Genomic DNA, 26,091 nt, shown 5'->3' on the forward strand with positions numbered 1-26,091 from the left:
ATCTCACAGCAGCGGGCCAAGTAATGCCATTAATTCCCTCTATAAATAGAAAGGCACTGCTTAAAAGATAAAAAACGCTATCCTCTATTTTTTTGTAACAAAAATGTATTTTAAGCAACTTACTTATAATTCAAAAGTGTTTTGTACTTTTAAAATTCAAAAACCATAATTCATCAATTGCAAATAACAATGTCAAATCCATTAATAAAAATAACCAATATCAAAAGAGATTTTGTCCTTGGTAACGAGATTATTTATGTACTGAAAGGTATTGATTTAGAAATTAATAAAGGCGAATATGTAGCGCTGATGGGACCTTCTGGTTCTGGAAAGTCTACCTTGATGAATCTTTTAGGTTGTTTGGACACGCCTACATCTGGAACATATATTCTTAACGGGCAAGATGTAAGCAAGCAAAAAGACGATGAACTAGCCGAAATCAGAAATAAAGAGATTGGTTTTGTTTTTCAAACTTTCAACCTGCTACCCCGTACCACGGCACTGGCCAATGTCGCTTTACCTATGATTTACGCCGGATATTCTAAATCAGAACGAACCGCTCGCGCTTCCGAAGTATTAGAACAAGTTAATCTTGGCGACAGAATGGATCACCAACCCAATCAATTATCGGGTGGGCAGCGCCAGCGTGTGGCCATTGCCAGAGCCTTAGTAAATAAACCGTCTATCATTCTTGCTGATGAACCTACAGGAAACTTAGACAGTAAAACCTCCGAAGAGATTATGAAACTTTTTAATGACATTCATGCCGAAGGTAATACCGTTATTTTAGTGACTCACGAAGAGGAAGTTGCCGCATACGCCCATAGAATAATCCGTTTGCGTGATGGTATGATTGAAAGTGACACTACAAAATAGTTTTATTAGGAGCTTTTTCCGGCTATCCGCTACAATCTTTTTTATCCTGAACTGAGTCAGGATAAAAACGGATTTTCACTTCTATCCGGGCTAGGTGAATCGTTTCCAAAATAGAATCCACTAACCCATTACCCTATTAGAAAATGAAAATAGCCTTACTAACCTGCGAAAAGCTACCTGAATTAACGCCACAAGACCAACTTTTAATTCCAGAACTCGCCAAACACAATATTACTGCAACCGCCGTAATTTGGGATGATGCAAGTATAAACTGGAGTGATTTTGACTATTTGGTTTTTCGAAATACCTGGGATTATTTTGAAAAAGAAACCGAATTCAACCTTTGGCTTGACCAAATAGAAAAATCAGGAATTAAAACACTCAATCCTATTGCCATCATAAAACAGAATAAACACAAGTTTTATTTGCGTGAAATGGAACAGCTAGGAATCAAAATACTCCCTACCCTATTTATAGATAAAACCACTGACCTAAATCTAAAAGCACTTATACCGTCCCATTGGAAAAAAGCGGTTATAAAACCTGCCTTTTCTGCAGGATCTTATCTAACTGAAGTATTTGAAACAGCCGAATCTGAAAAAATAAATACCCAATATAAAAGCATCGCTTCCGAAAAAGAATTGCTAATACAGCAGTTTATGCCTGAAATTCAAACCGTAGGCGAAACATCCTTTGTATTCTTTAATAAAAAATTCTCCCACGCAGTCAATAAGAAACCTGTCCCAGGTGATTTTAGGATTCAAGTACAGTTTGGAGGTACATACAGACTAAGACATCCTGATGCCGAACTTATAGCCAAAGCGCAAAAAATTGTCGATACATTTACTGGAAAATTGTTATATGCCAGAGTCGACGGAATTGTAATAGACAATGAATTGCATCTCATGGAAGTGGAATGCATTGAACCTGATTTGTATTTTAACCTAAGTGAAGGTTCCTTAGAACGATTTGTTAACGCCATAGTGGAATTAATAAAGTAAATTTGGTGTTCCTTGAAAAAACAAGCAAATCCACGAATAAACAAATAAACAGCATATGAAAGTATATACTAAAACTGGTGATAAAGGAACAACGTCACTTTTTGGAGGGACACGAGTTCCTAAAGACCATATTAGAATTGAAAGTTATGGAACTGTAGACGAATTAAATTCACATATTGGATTAATTCGTGATCAAGATATGGATGCACACTACAAAACGATTCTAATTGAAATTCAAGATCGCTTGTTTACCGTAGGTGCTATTCTAGCCACTCCTCCTGAAAAAGAGGTAATGAAAAATGGCGAGTTACGTCTTAAAAATCTTGGAATCACTGAAACTGATACCGAGTTATTAGAAAATGAAATCGACACTATGGAAGACGCACTTCCACAAATGACTCATTTTGTCTTACCTGGCGGACATACTACTGTGTCATATTGTCATATCGCACGATGCGTATGCCGACGCGCAGAGCGCCTTGCCGTGCATTTAAGCCATAATGAACCAGTCGCTGAAATCGCGATTAAGTACCTGAACCGACTTTCTGACTACCTTTTTGTATTGGCACGAAAATTGTCTCATGACTTGCACGCTGAGGAAGTTAAATGGATTCCGCGTAAGTAATCAGTTAGCAGAAAAATAGTAATCAGTTGCAAACTGAAAACTAAAAAACCCAATACTGAACACTAAAACAAAAACGTTCTTAACTTTTTTTAAAAATAAATAGATTTTTACTTGCCTTTTTCGGTAAAATTTTTATTTTTGCACAAAACTAAACCGACAAAAAATGTATTGGACATTAGAATTAGCATCTTATTTAAGTGATGCACCGTGGCCTGCTAACAAAGACGAACTTATTGATTACGCTATACGTGCAGGAGCTCCGTTAGAAGTGGTAGAAAACCTACAGTCTATTGAAGACGAAGGTGAGATATATGAGTCGATGGAAGAAATTTGGCCGGATTACCCTACAGACGAAGATTATCTTTGGAATGAGGATGAATATTAAAAAATAATCAAAGAAAAAGTCTCAAAAGAGGCTTTTTTTTTGGTTAAATTTACACTTTAAATAAATTAGAAATACAAACATATTATGAGTTTCATAAATAGCATTATTAAAGCCTTTGTTGGAGATAAGTCCGAGAAAGATGTTAAAGCTTTGCAACCTTATCTTGACAAAATCAAGTCTTTTGAAATTAGTCTTATTGCCCTTTCACATGACGAGTTAAGAGAGCGCACTTACTTTTTTAAGGAAAAAATCAAACTAAACCGTGCTGGAATCGATGCTAAAATAGCAGCGCTTAAAGCTGATGTTGAAGCGGTTGAAGATATTGATAAAAGAGAAGACATCTATCTTGAAATCGATGCCTTAGAAAAAGAAGCTTACGAATTATCTGAGAAAACCTTAATGGAAATTCTTCCTGAAGCCTTTGCAGTGGTAAAGGAAACAGCAAGACGTTTCAAAGACAACTCAGAAATTGCTGTAACAGCAACTGCTATGGACAGAGAGTTTTCTGGAAATAAAGCTTACGTTAGCCTTGAAGGGGACAAAGCAATCTGGCAAAACAAATGGAACGCTGCCGGAAAAGAAATTACTTGGGACATGATTCATTATGATGTTCAATTAATTGGAGGAATGGTACTTCACGAAGGAAAAGTAGCAGAGATGCAAACGGGTGAAGGAAAAACATTAGTAGCAACTTTACCAATATACTTAAATGCATTAACTGGAAACGGAGTGCATTTAGTAACAGTGAATGACTATTTGGCTAAACGTGATAGCACGTGGAAAGCGCCTTTATTCGAATTTCACGGTATGACTGTTGATTGTATTGACAACCACCAACCAAGTTCTGAAGGAAGAAAAAAAGCATACAATTCTGATATTACATACGGTACAAATAACGAATTTGGTTTTGATTATCTTAGAGATAACATGACGCATTCGCCTGATGACTTGGTACAAAGAAAACACAATTATGCGATTGTCGATGAGGTCGATTCTGTATTGATTGATGATGCTAGAACTCCGCTTATTATATCTGGTCCAGTACCACAAGGAGATCGTCATGAATTCAACGAATTGAAACCAAAAATTGAAAACTTAGTTAGTTTACAACGTCAATTAGCAAATGGTTTTTTATCAGAAGCTAAAAAATTACTTAAAGACGGAAACACTAAAGAAGGTGGATTCTTGCTTTTAAGAGCATACAGAAGTTTACCTAAAAACAAAGCTTTAATTAAGTTTTTAAGTGAAGAAGGAATCAGACAATTGCTTCAAAAAACGGAGAACTCTTACATGCAAGACAACAATCGCGAAATGCACAAGATTGATGAAGCATTGTATTTTGTAATTGAAGAAAAAAACAATCAGGTTGAATTAACTGATAACGGAATTAAATTCCTTTCAGGAGATACTGATTCTGACTTTTTCGTTCTTCCAGATATTGGAACTGAAATTGCCGCTATCGAAAAGAAAAAATTAGACAAAGATGCTGAAGCAGAGGAAAAAGAAAGACTATTCCAAGATTTCGGAATAAAAAGTGAACGTATTCACACTTTGACTCAACTTTTAAAAGCATACAGTCTTTTTGAAAAAGATGTAGAGTATGTAATCATGGACAACAAAATCATGATTGTTGATGAGCAAACAGGTCGTATCATGGATGGTCGTCGTTATTCTGACGGATTACACCAAGCGATTGAAGCTAAGGAAAATGTAAAAATCGAAGCTGCAACTCAAACTTTTGCTACGGTTACATTACAGAATTACTTTAGAATGTACAACAAACTTGCCGGTATGACTGGTACTGCTGTAACTGAAGCAGGTGAGTTATGGACAATATACAAATTGGATGTAGTAGAAATTCCTACTAACAGACCAATGGCAAGACAAGACAAAGAGGATTTTATTTATAAAACGACTCGTGAAAAGTTTAATGCGGTTATTGAAGATGTAACACAATTATCAAATGCAGGAAGGCCAGTTCTTATTGGTACTACTTCTGTTGAGATTTCTGAATTACTAAGTCGTATGCTTAAAATGAGAGGTGTTGCACACAATGTCTTGAATGCAAAAATGCACAAACAAGAAGCGCAAATCGTAGAAGAAGCAGGTAAAGCCGGAGTGGTTACTATCGCAACTAATATGGCTGGTCGTGGAACCGATATTAAATTATCTGCCGAAGTAAAAGCAGCTGGTGGACTTGCGATTGTAGGTACAGAACGTCACGATTCACGTCGTGTTGACAGACAGTTAAGAGGTCGTGCTGGTCGTCAAGGAGATCCAGGAAGTTCACAATTCTATGTGTCTCTTGAAGATAACTTGATGCGTTTATTTGGTTCTGAAAAAGTAGCCAAAGTAATGGATAGAATGGGACTTGAAGAAGGCGAAGTGATTCAGCATTCTATGATGACCAAATCTATCGAACGTGCACAGAAAAAAGTAGAAGAAAACAACTTTGGTGTTCGTAAACGTTTGTTGGAATACGATGATGTGATGAATGCACAACGTGAAGTAGTTTACAAACGTCGTCGTCATGCTTTATTTGGAGAGCGTTTGAAACTAGATATCGCTAACATGTTATACGATACTTGCGAGCTAATTATCCAAAACGCAAAAGCAACGAATAACTTCAAAAACTTTGAATTTGACGTGATTCGTTACTTCTCAATCACATCTCCAGTTAGTGAGCCTGATTTCATGAAAATGACTGACATCGAATTGACAGGAAAAGTATATAAAGAAGCATTAAAATACTACCAAGAGAAAACAGAACGTAGCGCAAGAGAAGCGTTTCCTATTATCAAGAATGTATACGAAGATAAAAACAACCAGTTTGAACGTATCGTAGTACCATTTACTGACGGTGTGAAATCATTGAGCGTGGTTACTGATTTGAAAAAAGCATACGAGACGGAAGGAAAACAACTTATTGCTGATTTCGAGAAAAACATCACTTTATCGATCGTTGATGAAGCTTGGAAAAAGCACTTGCGTAAAATGGATGAGTTGAAACAATCCGTTCAGCTTGCCGTTCACGAACAAAAAGATCCTTTGCTTATCTATAAATTTGAAGCATTTAACCTTTTCAACGCTATGTTGAACGGTGTAAATAAAGAAGTAATTTCATTCTTATTCAAAGGGGATTTACCGCAACAAAGTGCTCCAGAAATTCAAGAAGCTAGAGAAGAAGTTCGTCCAAAAGAAAATTTGCAATTAAGCAAAGATGAAATTCCAAATAGTGAAAGTGCAAATCGTGAAGCCGGTGAAACGCAACAACGACAAGTTACTGAAACTATAGTAAGAGAAATGCCGAAAATTAATCGTAACGATACCGTTACTATTCAAAATGTGGCTAACGGTCAAACACAAGAAATGAAATACAAAAAAGCCGAAAGCTTAATCGCTACTGGTCAATGGGTTGTTGTAAAATAGTAACTCCTTTTCTGTTACTGTTTTCAGGTTTTGAAAAACAGCCATAAATAATACAATCCCCAATTACGAAAGTAGTTGGGGATTTTTTTGTTGTTTTTTTCAGGAGCTAATCCAGCCAAACGTTACAATCTTATGGGGAAAAACGAAAGCCCCACAAGGATTTACTATACTGTCGGGACTAAGTATTTTGTAATACAAAGAACATGATTGCAGTTCCCCGTAAGGACAACGTTTAAAATGAAATTATTTTGAATCGATATACTATCATCAATATTATCACCGATTAATTTATATATTTGAAATCAATAAAGTCTGACGTTATAAGACATATCTACCCAATTTTGTGGTGGTATGTCTGATAAAATCAGCAGTATATACTAATTTGTAATTATATAAAATGCAGCATAACTACTACTTAAAATCGAGGAAAGAACAAAACCAAATTCAAATAAAAATTGGAGTGGTTGCTTTATTTTTTAATCTAATAGTGTTAGCATTATCAATACTTAGTGGTTTGCATTTACTGCTACTTATATCAATAACAATCACACTTTCTATAATTGCACCTTTCTTAGATACTCCTAAACTTAAAAAAAACGGAAAATTGATATATTATTCAACCCTTTTTATTGCAGAAAAAGAAAAAAACGGAAAAATAATAATTCATGGAGGTTCACTATTCGACTACGTTTTTGTGATAAATAAAAATTTAAATGGTACACAGCGAACTAAATTTATACTTCAAAAATATTTAGAAGGAATATTGAATTTAATGGAAACCTGTGAAAAGAACAATAATACATCTGTCAAAATAAAAGGGACTTCATATATTCTGAATGAAAGAACAGCTAATAAATTAGGATTAAAGATTATTAAGACTGATTACATTCAAAAACTAATTCTGACATATAATTATGTAAATATTGTAATATCTAATTCTATTGCAAAAAGAAAAATATCTTTTCCGAAAATCAGTAATATAAGGACATTCGAAAGCGAATTAAACGAATTAATTGAACGAAAAGAATTTATCCAAGAATTGAATAATCAATTAAAAAAATCTATTGCAAACAGCTAGGATTACGTTGCTTGCGTAGCACAAATAACAAAACCCCGCTCCGCAAAGTATAGCTGCTGCGCAAACCCCTTCTAGTGATCGTCTGCGACGAGTACCTACTTTAATAAGAAAACAAATCGCAGCGTTTTTAACGCAGTTTATTAAATCATTATCTTCCCCTTACTTTGCCGAAATATTTGATGGGATTGCGTCGCGCATCGCGATGAGCTTACGCCATTTTTTTGTAACTTAGATTTAAAGAAACACATAGCATGAATAGTACAAGCCATCACGATGAACGAATTGCAAAAATGACATTCGGTTCAGTATATCCTCATTATGTAACAAAAGTGGAGAAGAAAAACAGAACCAAAGAAGAGTTGCATCAAGTAATAGAGTGGTTAACTGGTTATGATGAAAAAAAACTGCAAGAACTCATTGAAGAAAAAGTAACCTTTGAACAATTCTTTCATGATGCTACATTAAATCCTAATGCGCATCTAATTACTGGTGTAATCTGTGGCTATAGGATAGAGGAAATCGAAAATAAGTTAACGCAACAAGTTCGGTTGTTAGATAAATTAGTAGATGAATTAGCCAAAGGTCGAAAGATGGCAAAAATTCTGCGAGTTGCTTAGAGTGTTTCCTAAACAGTAAGTTTTTTTCTTAAAATAGCTGAAATATTGGGTGAGATTCCTCCTTCGTCGGAAAGACAAGATTATGAGAATAGCTATGTCTTACTTTGTCAAAATACTGCATGAGATTGCTTTCGCCGCGGCGAACATTTCGTTCCTGTCAATCACTCCGCTAAGTTAAAACTAGTCTATAAAGCATTTACACTACTCCTTTGCACGAAAAAGCAACCAAAAGAACAAGCATATAACAACGGTATAGTCTAAATGCATGATTTTATTAGCCGAAACATTTACTCTACGAAAAAAAAACTATTTTAGAGGAGAAATCGCAATTCGCTCTTCCGCAACTAGGAGTAACTGCAAAATGTTGTCATTAATACAAAAAAAAGTCGTGAATAAAAACCATCTAATTATAGCCGGTATTATATTTCTAATTTTAGGTTTTTACGGAACCAAAAATTATTTTTCGATTGAAACAGAACAAAAAAAATATCTAAATTTAGAAAATCAACCTGAAAACAAACAAAAACCGCCCGATCTGAATGAGTTTGAAACTGACAATAGCACGTCAGAAAGCAGCAGTAAATACGCAGGTCAAAAAAAATTTACTTACAGTAGTGACAATTACGATATTGAAATGCCTAATGGTAGTATTATAACAAAAGACGAATTAACTTTTCATACATTTGATTTTAATAAAAAAACTGTAACTCAAAGTTCTGTATTGAATGGCAGGCGAATAAATATAACTTATCCTTTTCACGGAATGTATGAGGAAAAAGGATTAGTCGCCACAACTTATGTGCTTAAAGTTGGAACTTTAGGATTAAAAGAAATTTGGTGGTCGCCAGATGTTCCAAATTTAGGCTATGATTATGACGATGGAAAAAGAATTGCTTGTTATGATTTGAAAATTAAAACAAAATAATACGCAAAAGCACTAATTCTACATCCCCTCTGGTGCTCGTCTGTGACGAGTACCTTCTTTAATTAGAAAACAAATCGTAGCGTTTTTAACGCGGTTTCTTTAATCCACATCTTTCCCCCCCCTTGTTGAAGTACTGCATGAGATTGATTTCTCCGCGGCCAACGTGTCGTTCCTCGCACTGACTCTGTTAATAGTTAAAACTAGTCTACAATACATTTACACTATCTTGGATTATCCTCCAAATAACGCGCTTCAATTCTTTTGATATCTTTAATGGAGTTCTTTGCCCAAGCTAAACGTTTTACTAGAATTTCGTCTTCAGACAAATGCCAGTCAATATCTGATTTTCGTAGTCGATTTGTCAAATCTTGAATGATTATTGCTGCCGAAACAGAGATATTCAAACTCTCGGTAAAACCTACCATTGGAATTTTAAGGAATCCATCGGCACGCTTTAAAATTTCCTCCGACAATCCATCACGCTCAGTTCCAAAAAATAAGGCACTCGGTTTCGAAATGTCAAAATCTTCTAGTAAACAGTCATTATCGTGTGGCGTAGTCGCAATGATTTGGTAACCTTTGTTCTTCACTGTATCCAAACAATCCGTAATACTGTCAAAAGTATTAATATCAACCCATTTCTGGGCACCCATTGCAATTTCCTTATCAATACTTTTACCGTAACGCTGTTCTATTACGTTCAATTCCTGAATTCCAAAAACCTCACAACTGCGCATTACCGCACTCGTATTGTGCATCTGGAAAATATCTTCGACAGCAATGGTAAAATGATTGGTTCTGTTTTTTAATACTTTGAGGAATTTCTCTTTACGGTTGTCTGTTAGAATATTTTCAAGGAAATTAAGGTAATCGACATCAATCATTGTGAAGTTTTTTTGGCAAAAATAGTAAAAAGAAAACAACCACAAATTCACAAATTTATTAGTTGAAGAAGAATAGCCACAGATTCACAGATTTATTTTTTTATAGGATTAAAAATCTGCGACAATCCGTTTACATCCGCGTCATCTGCGTCCATTATATTTTTACAAATTCACTTAACGGCAGTTTGAAAACGGATTTATAGTAAATTTGTGGATTAGTGACAAAACAACATGATAATGATAAAAAAGAAATTAGTGGTTTTAACTGGAGCGGGAATCAGTGCCGAAAGTGGTATAAAAACTTTTCGCGACAGCGATGGCCTTTGGGAAGGACATAATGTTCAAGATGTCGCCACACCAGAAGGATGGAACAAAAATCCAGCTTTGGTTCTTGATTTTTATAATCAAAGGCGAAAACAACTCAAAGAAGTCCAACCCAATTTAGGGCATCAGATTTTGGCTGAATTAGAAGCTCATTTTGACGTTTTTATAATTACACAAAATGTAGATGATCTACACGAACGCGCAGGAAGTAAAAATGTATTGCATCTTCATGGCGAATTACTAAAAGTGCGAAGCACCGCAAATCCAAATTACATTTTAGATTGGACAGAAGACTTGAATTTTGATGATTTAGATAATAACAACAATCAATTGCGTCCACATATTGTTTGGTTTGGCGAAGAAGTTCCTGCTCTTGAAGAAGCGATTTTAATTACTGAAACTGCTGATTATTTTGCTGTTATTGGTACTTCTTTACAAGTCTATCCAGCAGCGGGATTAATCGATTTTACAAATTCTAAAATTCCTATTTACTACATTGATCCAAAACCGATAAAAATTCCGAATTTGAGAAATCCACTCCAAGTAATTCCCGAAGTCGCTTCTGAAGGAATGAAATTATTAAAAAAGGCTCTTATTGCCCTTATTTAAAAAAACAATCATTTTCGAAATTGCCTTTAAAGGTTTATATTTGTGGCTTTCGAACAAACAACAAAACAATGACTACTTTAAACGAATTGAATGCTATTTCTCCAATTGACGGAAGATATAGAAACAAGACTCTTTCTTTGGCTCCTTTTTTCTCGGAAGAAGCATTAATAAAATACCGCGTATTAGTTGAAATTGAATATTTCATTGCTTTGTGCGAAGTGCCTTTGCCACAACTTTCAGGTGTAAATCCTGATCTTTTTGATACCTTAAGAAATATCTATAAAAACTTCTCTACTGAAGACGCGCTTTGGATCAAAGAAACAGAAAAAGTAACCAACCACGATGTAAAAGCGGTAGAGTACTTTATCAAAGACGCTTTTGAAAAATTAGGTTTGTCTCAATACAAAGAGTTCATCCATTTTGGATTGACTTCCCAAGATATTAATAATACAGCAATTCCTCTTTCTACCAAAGAGGCTTTCGAAAAAGTATACATGCCTTCGCTAATTACTTTGACTTCTAAATTAAAAGATTTAAGTGTCGAATGGAAGGACATTCCTATGCTAGCTCGTACACATGGACAACCAGCCTCTCCTACTCGTTTGGGTAAAGAAATTGGTGTTTTTGTAGAACGTTTAGAAGAGCAAATGCGTTTATTGTTTAATATCCCATTCGCTGCTAAATTTGGTGGTGCAACAGGAAATTACAATGCACATCATGTGGCTTATCCACAAATTGATTGGAGAAAATTTGGAGGTAAATTTGTAGAGGACATTTTAGGTTTACACCACTCTTTCCCTACAACACAAATCGAACATTACGATCATTTTGCTGCATTTTTTGATGCTTTAAAAAGAATCAATACTATTATCATCGATTTAGACAGAGATATCTGGACATATGTATCTATGGAATATTTCAAACAAAAAATTAAAGCGGGAGAAATTGGATCATCGGCGATGCCACACAAGGTAAACCCGATTGACTTTGAAAACTCTGAAGGGAATTTAGGAATAGCCAACGCTATTTTTGAACACCTTTCGGCTAAATTACCGTTGTCTAGATTACAACGTGATTTAACTGACAGTACGGTGTTAAGAAATGTAGGTGTGCCAATAGGTCATACTATCATTGCATTTGAGGCTACGTTGAAAGGGTTGAATAAATTGTTGTTAAACGAACCAAAATTCCACGAAGATTTAGAGAAAAACTGGGCTGTAGTTGCTGAGGCAATTCAAACCATTTTACGTCGTGAGGCCTACCCTAATCCTTATGAAGCACTAAAAGGGTTGACTAGAACAAATGAAGCAATTGATAAAAAAGCGATTCATGGTTTTATCGCCACATTAGATGTGACTGAAGAAGTAAGAGCGGAACTAATGCAAATCACACCGAGTAATTTCGTAGGAATCTAATAGCAATAGAAGAGAATAGTAAATTGTTACTTTATATTTTTTTGAATTTCATAAAAATAAATCGAGCAGCTACTATTTTAAATAAAATAACTCCAAAAAAAGCTATCTTTAAACGATAGCTTTTTTTTTGCTAATCCTCTTATTGAAATGGATTGACAAGAGAAACGGCAAAAGCATAGCCCAGACTGCAATGGAAAGCCTTGCAGGATAAAAACTATTTTTATGGCAAATTGTAGAGCGACCAACGGAAGCTCCTTCAAATGCCTAATAAAAAAGATTTTTAGACAAAAGCTTGAAATGGAAGGCTGGAAACAGCTCCTAAAAAAAATAATATATGAGTACTGTAGCAACAGTTGCTGAGGCATCACACCATTTAGAACCTTTAATAAGTGACTTAGGATTAATCCTAATGACTGCTGGAATTGCGGTATTGATATTTAAAAAATTAAAACAACCCTTAGTTCTGGGGTATTTAATAGCCGGTTTTCTCGCAGGAACCCATTTTGATTTCTTTCCATCTGTAACAGATGTTAAGAGTGTTGAAGTCTGGGCAGAAATTGGGGTGATTTTTTTACTATTCAGTTTGGGACTCGAATTCAGTTTTAAGAAATTGATGAAAGTGGGTGGAACCGCCTCTATAAATGCGATGACCCAAATTATTACGATGGTCATCGTTGGTTATTTGGTAGGACGATGGATGGGTTGGCGCCAAATGGACAGTATTTTTCTTGGTGTAATCCTCTCTATATCATCCACCACAATTATTCTGAAGACCTTCGACGAACTAGGCGTTAAATCACAAAAATTTGCTGGAATCGTTATTGGGTCGCTTATCGTTCAAGACATTGTAGCCATTTTAATGATGGTTTTACTATCGACTGTTGCGGCAAGTCAGCAATTTTCTGGAATGGAATTACTGCAATCTGTATTGAAATTAGTTTTCTTCCTAACTGCATGGTTTGTGGGTGGTATTTTCTTCATTCCTACACTATTAAAAAAAGCTAAACATTTATTGACGGATGAAATGATGTTAATTATCTCGTTGGCACTATGCTTAATGATGGTAATTTTGGCTGCAAATGTTGGTTTTTCTCCAGCATTAGGGGCCTTTATTATGGGTTCTATCATTGCTGAAACTACGCAGGCAGAACATATCGAACACCTGGTAAAACCAGTAAAAGATCTATTTGCAGCGGTATTTTTCGTGTCGGTTGGTATGCTTATCGATCCTAATACTTTGTACACTCATGCCTGGCCGGTTGCGATACTTACTTTGGTTGTTATTTTTGGTCAATCTATCAGTTCTATTATAGGAGCCTTAATTTCGGGGCAACCCTTAAAGCAATCGATCCAAATAGGAATGACATTGGCACAAATTGGAGAATTTTCCTTTATCATCGCCACATTGGGAATGTCACTAAATGTTACTAGTGATTTCTTATATCCCATTGTAGTTGCCGTTTCTGCAGTGACCACTTTTACCACTCCATTTATGGTAAAAATGGCGGTACCTGTGTCAGAATATTTAGAAAAAAAACTACCTCGAAAATGGGTAAAAAGAATAGCGCGATACAGTGCAAACGCACAGGCAATTCGATCTGTAAGTACGTGGCAAATCGTGCTAAGGGCTTATATGTTACAAATTATAATTCATACCATAATTATAACCGCAATCATATTACTGTCCTCTAAATTTGTTTTGCCGTTGGTAGAGAACTATAGATTTGGGAATCCAATTGCTGCGTTAATAACGATTATAATTATCGCTCCTTTCTTATGGGCATTAGCACTTAGACGTGTTGCCGTAAAAGAAGTCGAAATATTATTTAAGGAACGAAAGTACAGGGGGCCAATAATGATGATGATCTTTTTCAGGATGGGATTAGCTTTATTCTATATTGGATTTTTATTGAATATCTTCTTCTCACCAATAATTGCCGTTTTTGCTTTGGTAACGGCGGTAACCATCTACTTTATTTTTCCGAAGCAATTGCATCTTCAATATCACAAAATTGAAAGTCATTTCTTGAAAAATCTTAATACGAGAGACGAAGTAAAAATAAAGAGACGCTACGCTAGTTTGACGCCTTGGGATGGCCACATGACTACATTTGAAATAGCCAAGGAATCCAACATTGCCGGTAAAACTCTAGAAGAATTGCGCATTAGAGAAGAAATGGGGATTAATATCGCTTTTATCAAAAGAGGGGAAATTATAGTAAAAATCCCTACTAAGAATGAGCGCCTTTTTCCGGGTGATGAAATTTGCGTCATCGGTTCTGATGCGCAGGTAAAAGAATTTGATAACTACTTGCACCAACACGAATTTGACCCACCTAAAAATGTTAAGAAAGCTGAAATTGTATTGCAACAACTCGAGTTAAAAAGAGAGGAATTTGTTGGAAAAAGCATCAGTCAGTCTAAAATAAGAGAAAGAACAAACGGCATGGTCGTGGGTATCGAGCGCGGTGGAAAACGTTTGCTGAATCCAGAATCTAACTTAATATTAGAGAAAGACGATGTTTTATGGGTAGTGGGTGATAAAAAAAGGTTGAATCAATTTTTTAAAGAGTAGAATTTGGGTTTGATCAATTTCTATTACATTTCTGCGATTAAACGCATAAGCTTTAGTTGTGGATATCACAGAAAAAAATATAAATGAAATTAGATAAATTCAGTTTAATAGTTAGCTTACTGTTTTGTATCAATCTTTACTCTCAAAAAGAGTATGTGTTTTTTGGCTCGTATAATTGGGACAAAACAACCGAAGGAATTTATGTGTATCAATTAGACACCATAAATGGAAAACTCACGAAAATAACTTCTGTAAAAGACGTTTTAAACCCTTCGTACCTAACTATCTCTCCAAACGGAAACTACATTTATGCCTGTACAGAAAGTAAAACTCCAAATGCGGGAAGTGTTTCTGCCTATAAATTTGATTCAGAAAAAATAGCACTAACTTTCCTAAACAACCAAAAAAGTGGTGGAGAAAACCCCGTTTACTTAAATGTACACGAAAAAGGGAAATGGTTAGTAAACGCGAATTATACCGATGGAAGTGTTTCTGTCTATCCAATTTTAGAAAATGGTACAATTGATACAATAGCGCAAAATATTAAATTTACAGAAGGTAGCATAAATCCTAAAAGACAAGAAAAATCACATATTCATTCCGCTGTTTTCTCTCCAAAATTTGATTGTGTTTTTCTGACAGATTTAGGTGCAGACAAAATAAGAGTGTATCCTTTTGAAAATTTACAAAAAGAACCGCTAAAAACAGAAAAATCGAGTTTTATAAAAACAGACTTAGGAAGTGGACCAAGACATTTTACTTTTAGTCCAAATGGACAATTCGCGTATTGCATCGAAGAAATTTCAGGAACTATTTGTACATTTAGTTACGCAGAAAATGAACTTAAAAAAATACAGAGAATCGAAACTCATTCTGAAAATCTAAAAGAGGGTTTTGAAAGTTCTGATATTCATATTTCTCCAGACGGCAAATTTTTGTACGCTTCAAATAGAGGAAAGGAAAATAATATTGCCATTTATACAATAGCGCCAAATGGATTTATAAAACTTATTGGTTACCAATCAACATTAGGAAAACATCCCCGAACATTTGCAATTGACGAAACCGGTAAATTTATAATTGTCACGAATGTCATCAGCCAAAACGTTGTTGTTTTCAGAAGAAATTTAGATACAGGCTTACTTAAAAAAGTAGGCAAGCCACTAAAAATAAAAAATGTTTCATGTGTAAAAACGAGAATCTATTAGAAGAAAACGCGCAGCTGGGACAACACCGTTTCAATACCTATAAACTATAAAGCTATTTGTTTGTCTATTATAAAACAGTAAAACTAAAGTAGCGGTTTCTATTTAATAATTCAAGCTGAGAACTATAAACGGCCATGAAAACTGTTTCTAAAATTAACAAGAATAAGTTTCTAATTAACTACCCTAAACTAAAAAGGTTGCATATATTTGAAAATATGTACGATTGTGGCGCACTTTAAACGTCTAAAGAGAATTCAATAAATTATAAATTTAACAAAAAACATGAAATCAAAATTAGAAAAAAGAGTCGATTTTTTAACGGTTTATGCAATAGCTAGCAGTTTAATTTTTAGTGTAATACTATTATCTTCTTTTGGAAAAGAAGATAAAAAAGAGACTTTTGATGAGATCACAACAAAAAAAATTAACTTAATAGGAGAAGACGGCAGTTTAAGAATGGTTTTAAGTAATGAAACGAGACAGCATTCTGGAAGAATGAATGGAATAGACTTTCCTAAAAGAAAAAGACCAGCTGGTATGATTTTTTTCAATGAAGAAGGCGATGAATGTGGAGGCTTAATTTTTGCAGGAAAAACTAAAGACAATAAAACCAGTTCAGGAATGTCATTTACAATGGACAATTACCATGATGATCAAGTAATTCAAATCCTAAATGATGAAAGTTACGAAAACGGCAAAGGATCCATTCAAAGAGGTTTAATTATAAATGAATTTCCCGTTGGCTCTAATATAGTAGAACGGAATAATAAGTTTAACGAACTCGAAAAAATTGAAAATCAAAAAGAGCGTGACGAAAAAATGGATGCGCTTTGGAATAAAGAAGGTTCGAAAAGAAGGCTTTTTGTAGGACGAAATAAAGAGAATAGTTCAGGATTATTTTTATATGATGAAAATGGTAAACCTAAATTAAAAATCTATGTTGATAAAAACGGAACTGGAAAAATTGAAGTTATTGACAATGATGGAAAAACAAAAAATATAATCGAAACCAAATAAAAGCGAATAGCTCAAAACCGGCGATATCAAAAAAAAAAGCTACCTAAGGTTACAACACCTTAGACAGCTTTTTTATATTTTAAGTTTTATATTATCTCGAGTAATTAGGAGACTCTTTTGTAATGGTTACATTATGCGGGTGACTTTCGTTGATACCACTTGCCGTGATACGAACAAAACGTCCTGTTTCCTGTAAAGTAGGAATATCTTTAGAACCACAGTATCCCATTCCTGCACGAAGACCTCCAATGAACTGAAGCATACTTTCGTTTAATTCTCCTTTGTAAGGCACACGTCCAACAATTCCTTCAGGAACCAATTTCTTAACATCATCTTCTACATCTTGGAAATAACGGTCTTTAGAACCACCTTCCATCGCTTCCACAGATCCCATACCGCGGTATGACTTGAATTTTCTTCCTTCAAAAATAATAGTTTCTCCAGGAGATTCTTTAGTACCTGCCAGAAGTGATCCTAGCATCACACAGTCAGCACCTGCAGCAATTGCTTTAGGAATATCTCCTGTGTAACGAATTCCTCCGTCAGCGATAACTGGAACACCAGTTCCTTTTAATGCTGCTGCAACTTCAAGAACTGCAGAAAATTGAGGAAAACCAACACCAGCCACGATACGTGTTGTACATATTGAACCAGGTCCAATCCCAACCTTCACACCGTCTGCACCATTTTCAACTAGGAATTTTGCTGCTTCTGGAGTAGCAATATTACCTACAATAACATCTATTTGAGGGAACTTCGCTTTTACTTCTTTTAATGTATTTACTACACCTTGAGTATGCCCGTGAGCCGTATCAATGATGATGGCATCAACACCTGCATGTACTAAAGCCGACGCTCTTTCTACTGCATCACCAGTAACACCAATAGCAGCTGCTACACGCAAACGCCCGTAAACATCTTTGTTAGCAATTGGTTTTTGAGTTAATTTAGTGATATCTCTAAAAGTGATTAATCCCACTAATTTACCTTCTTTATTGATAACAGGAAGTTTCTCAATTTTATGACCTTGTAAAACTACTTCGGCTTGTTCTAATGAAGTTCCTTCGGCAACGGTAACCAAATTTTCACTTGTCATTACCTCAATAATAGCTCTTGCATTGTTTTTCTCAAAACGCAAATCTCTATTGGTTACAATTCCTTTTAATCTTTGATCTTCATCGATAATTGGAATACCACCTATTCCGTATTCTTTCATCGCATTTTTAGCATCCGCTACCGTAGAAGTAAGCGGTAAAGTAACAGGATCAATAATCATACCTGACTCCGCACGTTTTACTTTACGTACTTTGGCAGCTTGTTGCTCGATTGTCATATTTTTGTGCAAAACACCTATTCCACCTTCTTGAGCCATAGCAATTGCCATAGCACTTTCAGTAACGGTATCCATAGCTGCAGATACAATAGGAACATTAAGCGTTATATTTCTTGAAAATTTTGTTTGGATACTTACCTCTCGAGGAAGCACATTAGAGTAGTTAGGAACTAATAATACATCGTCGTATGTTAAACCTTCGCCGATAATCTTGGAGTTATGTGCTATCATGTTGCAATTTGTAGTTGAATTGCGTGCAAATATAGCAAATTATTTTGATTTAAAAAAGTAAAAAAAACACGGATTTAAAAACCAATACTACTATTAGAAAATGATTCCGCTACTGTGCAATACCCTTCCTTAAAAGTAATTTTTAATAACTTAAAATAATCCCAATCAGTTGAAAAAAAGATTAGTCCGGCGAATCACTGTCTTTGAAAATAAAATTAAATCCAAATTGAAAGGACAAACTATTGGCTTTCGCCAAATCCTTGTATTCTAAAAGATTATCAGCCATGAGATAGACATTGAATGCACCCAACTTACTTGACATTCCTAATCCTATATTTTTATACGAATAGGAATCTACTGTATAGGTTGCTTTCATTTGTAGTTTATCGAGAATATTTCTTCTATAATACCCTGTTAATGCCATCATCGGGGCTCTAGGAGTACTCATTACAAACAGCTGCGCTCCTACTGAATTTCTATATTCCGATTCTGATACACTGCAATTACAGTCTGTTCCTCCTCTCGAATCATTGAATGAATACTGATATGAACTGTTAATTTTTATAGGCCGCCAAGTCTTGTAAGCATTGTAAATCGTGTCTAACGAAATTGCATCATTAAACTGTTGATAAACATTCGCTGGGTCGTTCGTGCTGTTAAAATTCGGATTTATGCCTTCATATTTATAATAACCCTTATAGGTGAACGTTTCCACATCTTTGCTGTGTTTTATAAATCCAACATCAAGAATACTGGCTGTAAACTGAATGTTCTTTTTAGGATAATACGTCAGTCCTAAATCAAACCCTAGTCCTAGGTCTCCGCCAAACAGTGCCTTTTTCCTAATATCTCCCGCTGCATCACCTTCATAACCCTCGGCAATATACTCTGAAATTCCTGAGGTGTTCACTTGCAAATTGGAATAAATAACTTGCTCATATACTGTATTTGTAGCCGGGATAGTATAGACATATCCTGAGTTTTTAGTAGAAGACGCATTAAAAGCACTCGAATAAATTTTGGCCCTTCCCCCAAGAATAAGATTCTCAGTTACATTTTTATGAAAACCCACATGCAGCACTGAAAGCATCTCCGTTCTTAAACTCAAATCCCCTAAATTAAATGATTTACCCAGATAATCCCTGTTTCCTTCTAAAGCAAGTATAGCTATATCTTTTGGTATAAACATCATAAAGTCAAATTCCTGGTACATTCCAAACGAAACATATCCTTTGTTTTCAAGCCAATCTCCTAATTTAAAACCTCCACTAAATAATTCTATTTGCTCATTGAAAGCCAACTTGTCGTTTCGGGAAGAACGATGTACTACATCGCGCAGTTTTGTGTTATAATTCACTCCATTATCAGCAAATAAATCATAGGCCGAAAAGCTAGTCGATCCGGCATTCACAGAAATACCCGATAGTAATGGAACACCAAAATAAAATTTATAACTAACATCAGCACCTGGATTGGTCATTAAGGACTGAGGCACTGCCGTAAAATTATATAAAATTTGTTTATTTTGAGACAAACAACAAACAGATACTAATACCATGAATAACAGAAATACTTTTCTCATTCTACCACGAGATAAGCAGTTGCACTTGAACGCAATTTTAAACTTCCTGGACTATTGGCATTTAAAGCAGGACCGGCACCCATCATTATAACAAACCCCATTCTCTTGGCTCTTTTTAATAAATCGAGGGTAGCATTTTCAAAAATTTCTGTTCGGGTTACTAATTTTTGAGTGCCTGAATAAGCCGGAACATCAAAACGAACCCTATAAAGTGGTTGGTCATTTTCGTCTAATAATATAATGTCGATGGTGTAAGACCTATTAATCGTATTGTTGATTTCAAAAAAGAAGTCGGCTCGTCTTAAATTTTTTCGAAAAAAAGAATCCCGGAACATATCAAATTCTTGCGCATCAAAAGCAATATTCTGCTCCATTCCATTCTCTATAAATTGATTGGCAGGAATTTCAAAATAGGTCAGATTTGCAATAAAAACAGGTTCTAATTTAAAATCGTTTACTTGATCAAAATCTAAATTACTACTGCATGAAAAAGAGAGCAACACAAGTAGCAATAATCCTATAGTTTTAACAGAGTGGTATTGATTCATACTAAAAGTGTAAGCAACAAAAATAAAGTATTGATAGTAATAATAACGATGTTGTTATTAACTTATTATTACATTCATATACTATTACCACAATCTCATCCTTTAGTATTTTTCAGTGAAACTCGCCAAACAACTTAGAAGCCTCATTGTAAGCACTTTCAAAGCTTAATGGGTTTAAATTTGTAATTTCCTTATTAGCCGTAAAGTAGGACAATAACTTCTCTGTCGGCATATTACCTGTTAAATCGTCTTTCGCCATTGGACAGCCTCCAAAACCTTGAATCGCGCCATCATATCTTCGGCAACCCGCATGATAAGCTGCATCTATTTTTTCGAACCATTTATCTGGCGTGGTATGTAAATGGGCTCCAAACTCAATTTCGGGGTATTTGGTAATCAAATTAGAAAACAAATAACTGATTACGTCTGGGGTAGAACTTCCTACAGTATCTGAAAGCGACAAGATCTTTACTCCCATATTGGATAATTTCTCCGTCCAATCCCCAACAATTTCTACATTCCAAGGATCTCCATACGGATTTCCAAAACCCATAGACAAATAGGCAACTACTTCTTTATTGGTTTTATCGGCAATTTCCAGAATTTCCTCTAAGGTAACTAGGGATTCTGCAATGGTTTTGTGTGTATTACGCATCTGAAAATTCTCGGATATCGAAAAAGGATACCCTAAATATTGAATTTCAGCATGCTCAGAAGCCATTTCTGCTCCTCTAGTATTAGCTATAATAGCCAGTAATTTGCTTGTTGTTTGCGACAAATCCAATTGTGCCAATACAGCAGTGGTATCTACCATTTGTGGAATCGCTTTTGGCGAGACAAAACTCCCAAAATCAATCGAATCAAAGCCTACTCTCAATAAAGATTGAATGTATGCGACTTTTCTTTCGGTCGGGATGAATGGCTTAATACCTTGCATGGCATCACGAGGACATTCTATAATTTTTATTGGCTCCATAGGTTTTCAAAGATAAGAAAACTTAGAAAGTAGCAAAGACTATGAATATAAAATTTTAAAGGAAATAAAAATGCGTAATTCTCAATGAAGAATTACGCATTTTGATAATACTGCAAACCAATCACTTCTACATCCGACTTAGTATTTTTTGATTTATGGCTTTCACCAAAGCTGGTCCTTCATAAATAAAACCAGTGTACAATTGTATTAAACTGGCTCCCGCTTCGAGTTTTTCTATTGCATCATCTGCAGAATGAATCCCTCCTACTCCGATAATAGGAAAGGCTTTGTTGCTTTTTTGAGATAGGAAACGAATCACTTCAGTGGAACGACTTGTCAATGGCTTTCCTGACAATCCACCCATTTCTGTTTTATTTTCAGACTGTAAACCTTCACGCGAAATAGTAGTATTAGTAGCTATAACACCTGCAATTTTAGTTTCCTTCACGATATCTATAATGTCCAATAATTGCTCATCAGTCAAATCTGGAGCAATTTTAAGTAATATGGGTTTCTGTTTTGGCTTTGCCAAATTCTTATTTTGTAGAGTTTGCAACAATTGAGTCAAGGGCTCTTTGTCTTGCAATGCACGAAGATTAGGTGTATTAGGCGAACTCACATTCACCACAAAATAATCAACATAATCAAACAAGGCGTCAAAACAAATTTCATAATCCAACGTGGCATCTTCGTTTGGCGTTAGTTTATTTTTCCCAATATTCCCTCCAATTAAAACCCCGGTATTTTCTTTAAGTCGTTCTACAGCTTCTAAAACGCCTCCATTATTAAAACCCATTCGGTTAATAATCGCTGAATCCGCTTTCAGCCGAAACAAACGTTTTTTTGGATTTCCTTCCTGTCCTTTAGGCGTAAGCGTCCCTATCTCTATAAACCCAAAACCAAAATTAGACAATTCTTTATACAACTTAGCGTCTTTATCAAAACCAGCGGCAAGTCCTACTGGGTTCTTGAATTTCAACCCAAACACTTCGGTTTCTAGTCGCTTGTCTTCTACCAAATATAAAGAACGATAAATAGCCGAAAACCCTGGTATTCTAGAAGTAAAACGAACTAACGAGAAGGTGAAATAATGTATCTTTTCGGGATCAAAAAGAAAAAATAATGGACGAATAAGTAGTTTGTACATAGCTTTTTTGTTGTGTGCTGCAAAAATAGAACTATCTAGCCGATAAATAAATCTTTAGCCTTAAAATTTAATTTCACTATCCCGAAAACAATATTGATTTACAAGAAAACAGTAGCACAAAACAAAGAATCCTTAATTTATTTCTAAATTAGCCAATGAAATTAACATCCAGACACATGAAAAATTACTGCAGCTTTTTACTATTATTTCTGACCGTTGGCCTTTTTGCGCAAGCAGAAAAACCAACCCGAATTTATTTAGTTCGCCATGCCGAAAAAGTTACAAGCGATCCAAAAGACAACAATCCGTTGCTGACCGCAAGTGGAAATAAAAGAGCCATTGCACTTGCGGAGAAATTAGAAAACAAACCATTAAGCGCAATTTATAGTACAAACTACAAGCGCACTGAGTCTACCGCAAGACCTACAGCCGAAAATCAAAAAAAGGAGATTAAACTATACGACGCCAAAATTGTAACAGCTGTAGCTGCCATGATCCTCAAGGAAAACAAAGGGAAATGCGCCTTAGTCGTAGGCCATTCTAATACAATCTTAGAAACGATTGAAGCCTTAGGAGCCAAAAGACCAATACCCACTATCGAAGACCAAGAGTACGACTATCTTTTCCTGGTTACTATTCGCAACAACGGAAAAATAAAAGTAAAAGTGATGCATTACGGCCAAGCGAATTCTAATACGGAAGCAGCACAAATGATGCATTAAAACAATTGCTTATTGTTAGTGGCATTCTAACTCTAAATGGGACTTTTAAACCCATCTTTCTAAATAAACCTTATATTTGTACCTCATTATAAAAATACTTTATGCAACATATTATAGACCGTTTTATCAGTTACGTTACTGTTGATACGGAATCGGATCCCAACTCAGAAACAACTCCAAGTACAGCAAAACAATGGGTCTTAGCCAATCAATTGGTTGAAGAACTAAAAAAAATAGGAATGCAAGACGTGACTATAGATGACAAATCTTATATCATGGCGACATTACCAAGCAATGTAGATCACGAAGTTCCAACAATTGGATTTGTATCGCATTTTGACACTACTCCTGATTTTACAGGTGCTAATGTAAAGCCTCAAATCATCCCAAATTATGACGGTAAAGACATCGTTTTAAATGCGGAACAAAATATCGTTTTATCTCCAAGCTATTTTAAAGATTTATTACAATACAAAGGGCAAACTTTAATAACTACTGACGGAACTACTCTATTAGGTGCTGATGATAAGGCCGGAATTACGGAGATTGTTACGGCAATGGAATTCCTAATTAACAATCCAGAAATCAAACATGGAAAAATCAGAGTTGGTTTCACACCTGACGAAGAAATAGGTCGTGGAGCGCATCATTTTGATGTAGCCAAATTTGGCGCTGATTGGGCTTACACCATGGACGGAAGTCAAGTAGGAGAATTAGAATATGAGAATTTCAATGCGGCTGGAGCTAAAATCACTTTCAAAGGTAAAAGTGTACATCCTGGTTATGCCAAAGGAAAGATGATTAACTCTATGTTAATTGCCAATGATTTTATTACGGCATTGCCTTCTGACGAAACACCTGAGACAACAAAAGGATATGAAGGTTTTTATCATGTGCACCACCTAACCGGAAGTATCGAAGAAACTGTTGTAGAATTAATAATCAGAGACCACAACAAGATTAAATTCGAAAAACGAAAAGAGAAAGTAGAAAAGATTGTCCGCAAAATCAATAAGAAATTTGCGAAACAATTTGGTGAAGATATTGCAATAGCTGAGATCAATGATCAGTATTACAATATGAAAGAAAAGGTCGTTCCTGTAAAATATATTGTTGACATTGCCGAAAAAGCGATGAAGGAATTAGACATTAAACCATTAATTAAACCCATTCGTGGGGGTACTGATGGCTGTCAATTATCATATATGGGATTACCTTGTCCGAATATTTTTGCTGGTGGACATAATTTTCATGGAAAATACGAATACGTTCCTGTTGAAAGCATGCAAAAGGCAGTTAACGTTATTGTAAAAATAGCGGAACTGACTGCAATGCCTAACTTTGGATTAGAGGAAAGTAAATCAAAAAAGAAAAAATAATTGAACACTTCCGAACCTAAAAAGCATACTTGGGACAAAAATAATAATTGGACAGAAGAGTTGAATCTCCTAAAAGAAATTATTGCCCAAACCGAATTGGTAGAAACGACAAAATGGGGAGGCCCAGTTTATGTTTTAAACGGTAAAAATGTGATTGGTATCGGAGGATTTAAAAGTTATTTTGGGATTTGGTTTTACAACGGCGTTTTTCTTAAAGATGAAAAAAAAGTATTAGTCAATGCGCAAGAAGGAGTAACTAAATCTTTGCGGCAATGGCGTTTTAATGCTATTGAAGAAATCAACGAGAAAGAAGTATTCGCTTATATTCTAGAAGCAATAGAAAATGAGAAAGCGGGCAAAGTGATTAAACCAACAACCAAAAAAACGGTTACCTCATCAGAATTTCAACAGGAATTAGACAGTAATGTTACTTTGTCGGAAGCCTTTCAAAAATTCTCACTTGCTAAGCAACGAGAGTTTCACGAATACATTGAAGAAGCAAAAAGAGAACCAACCAAGCTTTCGAGAATTGAAAAAATCAAACCTATGATTTTAGAAAATATAGGTTTGAATGATAAATACAAATAACAAAAGCCCCCTGAAGGGGCTTTTTAAGTTTTAAGACCTATCAATATTTACCAATTTTGATTATATCATTAACCAAATCTATAGGCAAAAGCTTAACATTATCGTGTTTCTTTATTCACTACATTTACTAATAACCTGTTTATCAATTCATTTACAGCACAATAAAAAAACTCCTATTATTAAAACTAAACCGAATACACTATCATGGATGAGAAAAAAGTAGAGGTAAAAACTCCAGCAGCTTCGGCCGACAATAAAAAGGTGGTCCCTGTTAAATCTAGAAAGCCAACAGTTGATAAACCAACTGCTGATGCCGCTCCTAAAGCCATCAAAGAGGCAACTACAGAGAAAAAACCAGTTCCGGAAGACAACGAGAATGAAAAGAAGGAGGAAAAAAGTAAGCTGAAAAAGTTGGCGAAAAAAGAGAAGGAAAAACTAAAAAAACTCATTGGTAAAGAAATAGCCAAACAAAAAGTAAAAGACAAAAAAGCTAAAGCTAAAAAAGCTAAAAAAGACAAAGCCAAGAAAGCTAAATTAAAATCGAAGCTTAAAAACAAAAAAGCCAAGGCAAAAGCAAAAAAGAGCAAGAAAAAGCAAAAAAGTAAAAAGTAATTTCC

Annotated in this window: 23 protein-coding genes; 17 read left to right on the forward strand and 6 right to left on the reverse strand. The window is 35.1% G+C overall.

All coding sequences use genetic code 11. The features are described from left to right. Positions 1-189 precede the first annotated feature (189 nt). The 8 genes from AAC069_RS07035 (at position 190) to AAC069_RS07070 (ending at position 8,936) form a co-directional block, all read left to right on the forward strand. A complete protein-coding gene (locus tag AAC069_RS07035; protein ID WP_091090473.1) occupies positions 190-876 on the forward strand; it encodes an ABC transporter ATP-binding protein in 687 nt (228 codons plus the stop codon). A gap of 143 nt (positions 877-1,019) precedes the next feature. Then, positions 1,020-1,877, forward strand: a complete 858-nt coding sequence (locus AAC069_RS07040; RefSeq protein ID WP_339919772.1) for a hypothetical protein — start codon at positions 1,020-1,022, stop codon at positions 1,875-1,877. 55 nt (positions 1,878-1,932) lie between these two features. After that, entirely contained in the window at positions 1,933-2,502 is a 570-nt protein-coding gene (locus AAC069_RS07045) for a cob(I)yrinic acid a,c-diamide adenosyltransferase (RefSeq protein ID WP_339919773.1), read from the forward strand. Positions 2,503-2,665: 163 nt separating this feature from the next. Further along, on the forward strand, positions 2,666-2,887 hold the full coding sequence (locus tag AAC069_RS07050; protein ID WP_007138072.1) for a DUF2795 domain-containing protein: 222 nt from the start codon (positions 2,666-2,668) through the stop codon (positions 2,885-2,887). Positions 2,888-2,971: 84 nt separating this feature from the next. Next, complete coding sequence (secA, locus tag AAC069_RS07055; RefSeq protein ID WP_339919774.1) at positions 2,972-6,316, forward strand: preprotein translocase subunit SecA; 3,345 nt, start codon at positions 2,972-2,974, stop codon at positions 6,314-6,316. A gap of 397 nt (positions 6,317-6,713) precedes the next feature. Further along, positions 6,714-7,394: a hypothetical protein gene (locus tag AAC069_RS07060; RefSeq protein ID WP_339919775.1), complete on the forward strand. Its 681-nt coding sequence runs from the start codon at positions 6,714-6,716 to the stop codon at positions 7,392-7,394. A gap of 251 nt (positions 7,395-7,645) precedes the next feature. Continuing rightward, positions 7,646-8,011, forward strand: a complete 366-nt coding sequence (locus AAC069_RS07065; protein ID WP_339919776.1) for a DUF2200 domain-containing protein — start codon at positions 7,646-7,648, stop codon at positions 8,009-8,011. A gap of 388 nt (positions 8,012-8,399) precedes the next feature. Next, positions 8,400-8,936, forward strand: coding sequence for a hypothetical protein (locus tag AAC069_RS07070; RefSeq protein WP_339919777.1), 537 nt, complete (start codon positions 8,400-8,402; stop codon positions 8,934-8,936). A gap of 221 nt (positions 8,937-9,157) precedes the next feature. Here the strand turns inward: AAC069_RS07070 and AAC069_RS07075 are convergent, their stop codons facing one another. After that, complete coding sequence (locus tag AAC069_RS07075) at positions 9,158-9,820, reverse strand: RNA methyltransferase (protein WP_339919778.1); 663 nt, start codon at positions 9,818-9,820, stop codon at positions 9,158-9,160. Positions 9,821-10,060: 240 nt separating this feature from the next. Here AAC069_RS07075 and AAC069_RS07080 point away from each other — a divergent pair, with 240 nt between their 5' ends. The 5 genes from AAC069_RS07080 to AAC069_RS07100 all read left to right on the forward strand — a co-directional run bounded on the left by AAC069_RS07080 (position 10,061) and on the right by AAC069_RS07100 (position 16,968). Next, complete coding sequence (locus AAC069_RS07080; protein WP_339919839.1) at positions 10,061-10,753, forward strand: NAD-dependent deacylase; 693 nt, start codon at positions 10,061-10,063, stop codon at positions 10,751-10,753. A gap of 68 nt (positions 10,754-10,821) precedes the next feature. Continuing rightward, on the forward strand, positions 10,822-12,168 hold the full coding sequence (gene purB, locus AAC069_RS07085; protein WP_339919779.1) for an adenylosuccinate lyase: 1,347 nt from the start codon (positions 10,822-10,824) through the stop codon (positions 12,166-12,168). Positions 12,169-12,502: 334 nt separating this feature from the next. After that, positions 12,503-14,743: a cation:proton antiporter gene (locus AAC069_RS07090; protein WP_339919780.1), complete on the forward strand. Its 2,241-nt coding sequence runs from the start codon at positions 12,503-12,505 to the stop codon at positions 14,741-14,743. 83 nt (positions 14,744-14,826) lie between these two features. Continuing rightward, entirely contained in the window at positions 14,827-15,951 is a 1,125-nt protein-coding gene (locus AAC069_RS07095) for a lactonase family protein (RefSeq protein WP_339919781.1), read from the forward strand. 282 nt (positions 15,952-16,233) lie between these two features. Continuing rightward, positions 16,234-16,968, forward strand: a complete 735-nt coding sequence (locus tag AAC069_RS07100) for a hypothetical protein (protein WP_339919782.1) — start codon at positions 16,234-16,236, stop codon at positions 16,966-16,968. A 91-nt stretch (positions 16,969-17,059) separates the two neighbouring features. Here AAC069_RS07100 and guaB read toward each other — a convergent pair whose 3' ends face one another. From guaB to AAC069_RS07125, 5 genes are all read right to left on the reverse strand, one after another. Further along, entirely contained in the window at positions 17,060-18,532 is a 1,473-nt protein-coding gene (gene guaB, locus AAC069_RS07105; RefSeq protein ID WP_339919783.1) for an IMP dehydrogenase, read from the reverse strand. Positions 18,533-18,713: 181 nt separating this feature from the next. Further along, positions 18,714-20,114 carry a DUF5723 family protein gene (locus AAC069_RS07110; protein WP_339919784.1) on the reverse strand — a complete coding sequence of 467 codons (1,401 nt, stop codon included), beginning with the start codon at positions 20,112-20,114 and terminating at the stop codon, positions 18,714-18,716. After that, positions 20,111-20,662 carry a hypothetical protein gene (locus AAC069_RS07115; RefSeq protein WP_339919785.1) on the reverse strand — a complete coding sequence of 184 codons (552 nt, stop codon included), beginning with the start codon at positions 20,660-20,662 and terminating at the stop codon, positions 20,111-20,113. Before AAC069_RS07115 ends, AAC069_RS07110 begins: the two co-directional genes overlap by 4 nt. Before the next feature lie 112 nt (positions 20,663-20,774). Further along, on the reverse strand, positions 20,775-21,638 hold the full coding sequence (locus AAC069_RS07120; protein ID WP_339919786.1) for a hydroxymethylglutaryl-CoA lyase: 864 nt from the start codon (positions 21,636-21,638) through the stop codon (positions 20,775-20,777). A gap of 127 nt (positions 21,639-21,765) precedes the next feature. After that, complete coding sequence (locus AAC069_RS07125; RefSeq protein ID WP_339919787.1) at positions 21,766-22,785, reverse strand: quinone-dependent dihydroorotate dehydrogenase; 1,020 nt, start codon at positions 22,783-22,785, stop codon at positions 21,766-21,768. Positions 22,786-22,961: 176 nt separating this feature from the next. Here AAC069_RS07125 and AAC069_RS07130 point away from each other — a divergent pair, with 176 nt between their 5' ends. The 4 genes from AAC069_RS07130 to AAC069_RS07145 all read left to right on the forward strand — a co-directional run bounded on the left by AAC069_RS07130 (position 22,962) and on the right by AAC069_RS07145 (position 26,086). After that, the gene (locus AAC069_RS07130; protein WP_339919788.1) at positions 22,962-23,507 is read left to right on the forward strand and encodes a histidine phosphatase family protein; all 546 of its coding nucleotides are present in this window, start codon (positions 22,962-22,964) and stop codon (positions 23,505-23,507) included. Positions 23,508-23,608: 101 nt separating this feature from the next. After that, on the forward strand, positions 23,609-24,886 hold the full coding sequence (gene pepT / locus AAC069_RS07135) for a peptidase T (RefSeq protein ID WP_339919789.1): 1,278 nt from the start codon (positions 23,609-23,611) through the stop codon (positions 24,884-24,886). Further along, positions 24,887-25,474 (forward strand): DUF1801 domain-containing protein, encoded by a 588-nt coding sequence (locus AAC069_RS07140; protein WP_339919790.1) that lies wholly within the window; start codon positions 24,887-24,889, stop codon positions 25,472-25,474. A gap of 204 nt (positions 25,475-25,678) precedes the next feature. Next, complete coding sequence (locus tag AAC069_RS07145; RefSeq protein WP_339919791.1) at positions 25,679-26,086, forward strand: hypothetical protein; 408 nt, start codon at positions 25,679-25,681, stop codon at positions 26,084-26,086. Positions 26,087-26,091: the final 5 nt, after the last annotated feature.

The sequence above is a fragment of the uncultured Flavobacterium sp. genome (assembly GCF_963974175.1).
Taxonomy (GTDB): domain Bacteria; phylum Bacteroidota; class Bacteroidia; order Flavobacteriales; family Flavobacteriaceae; genus Flavobacterium.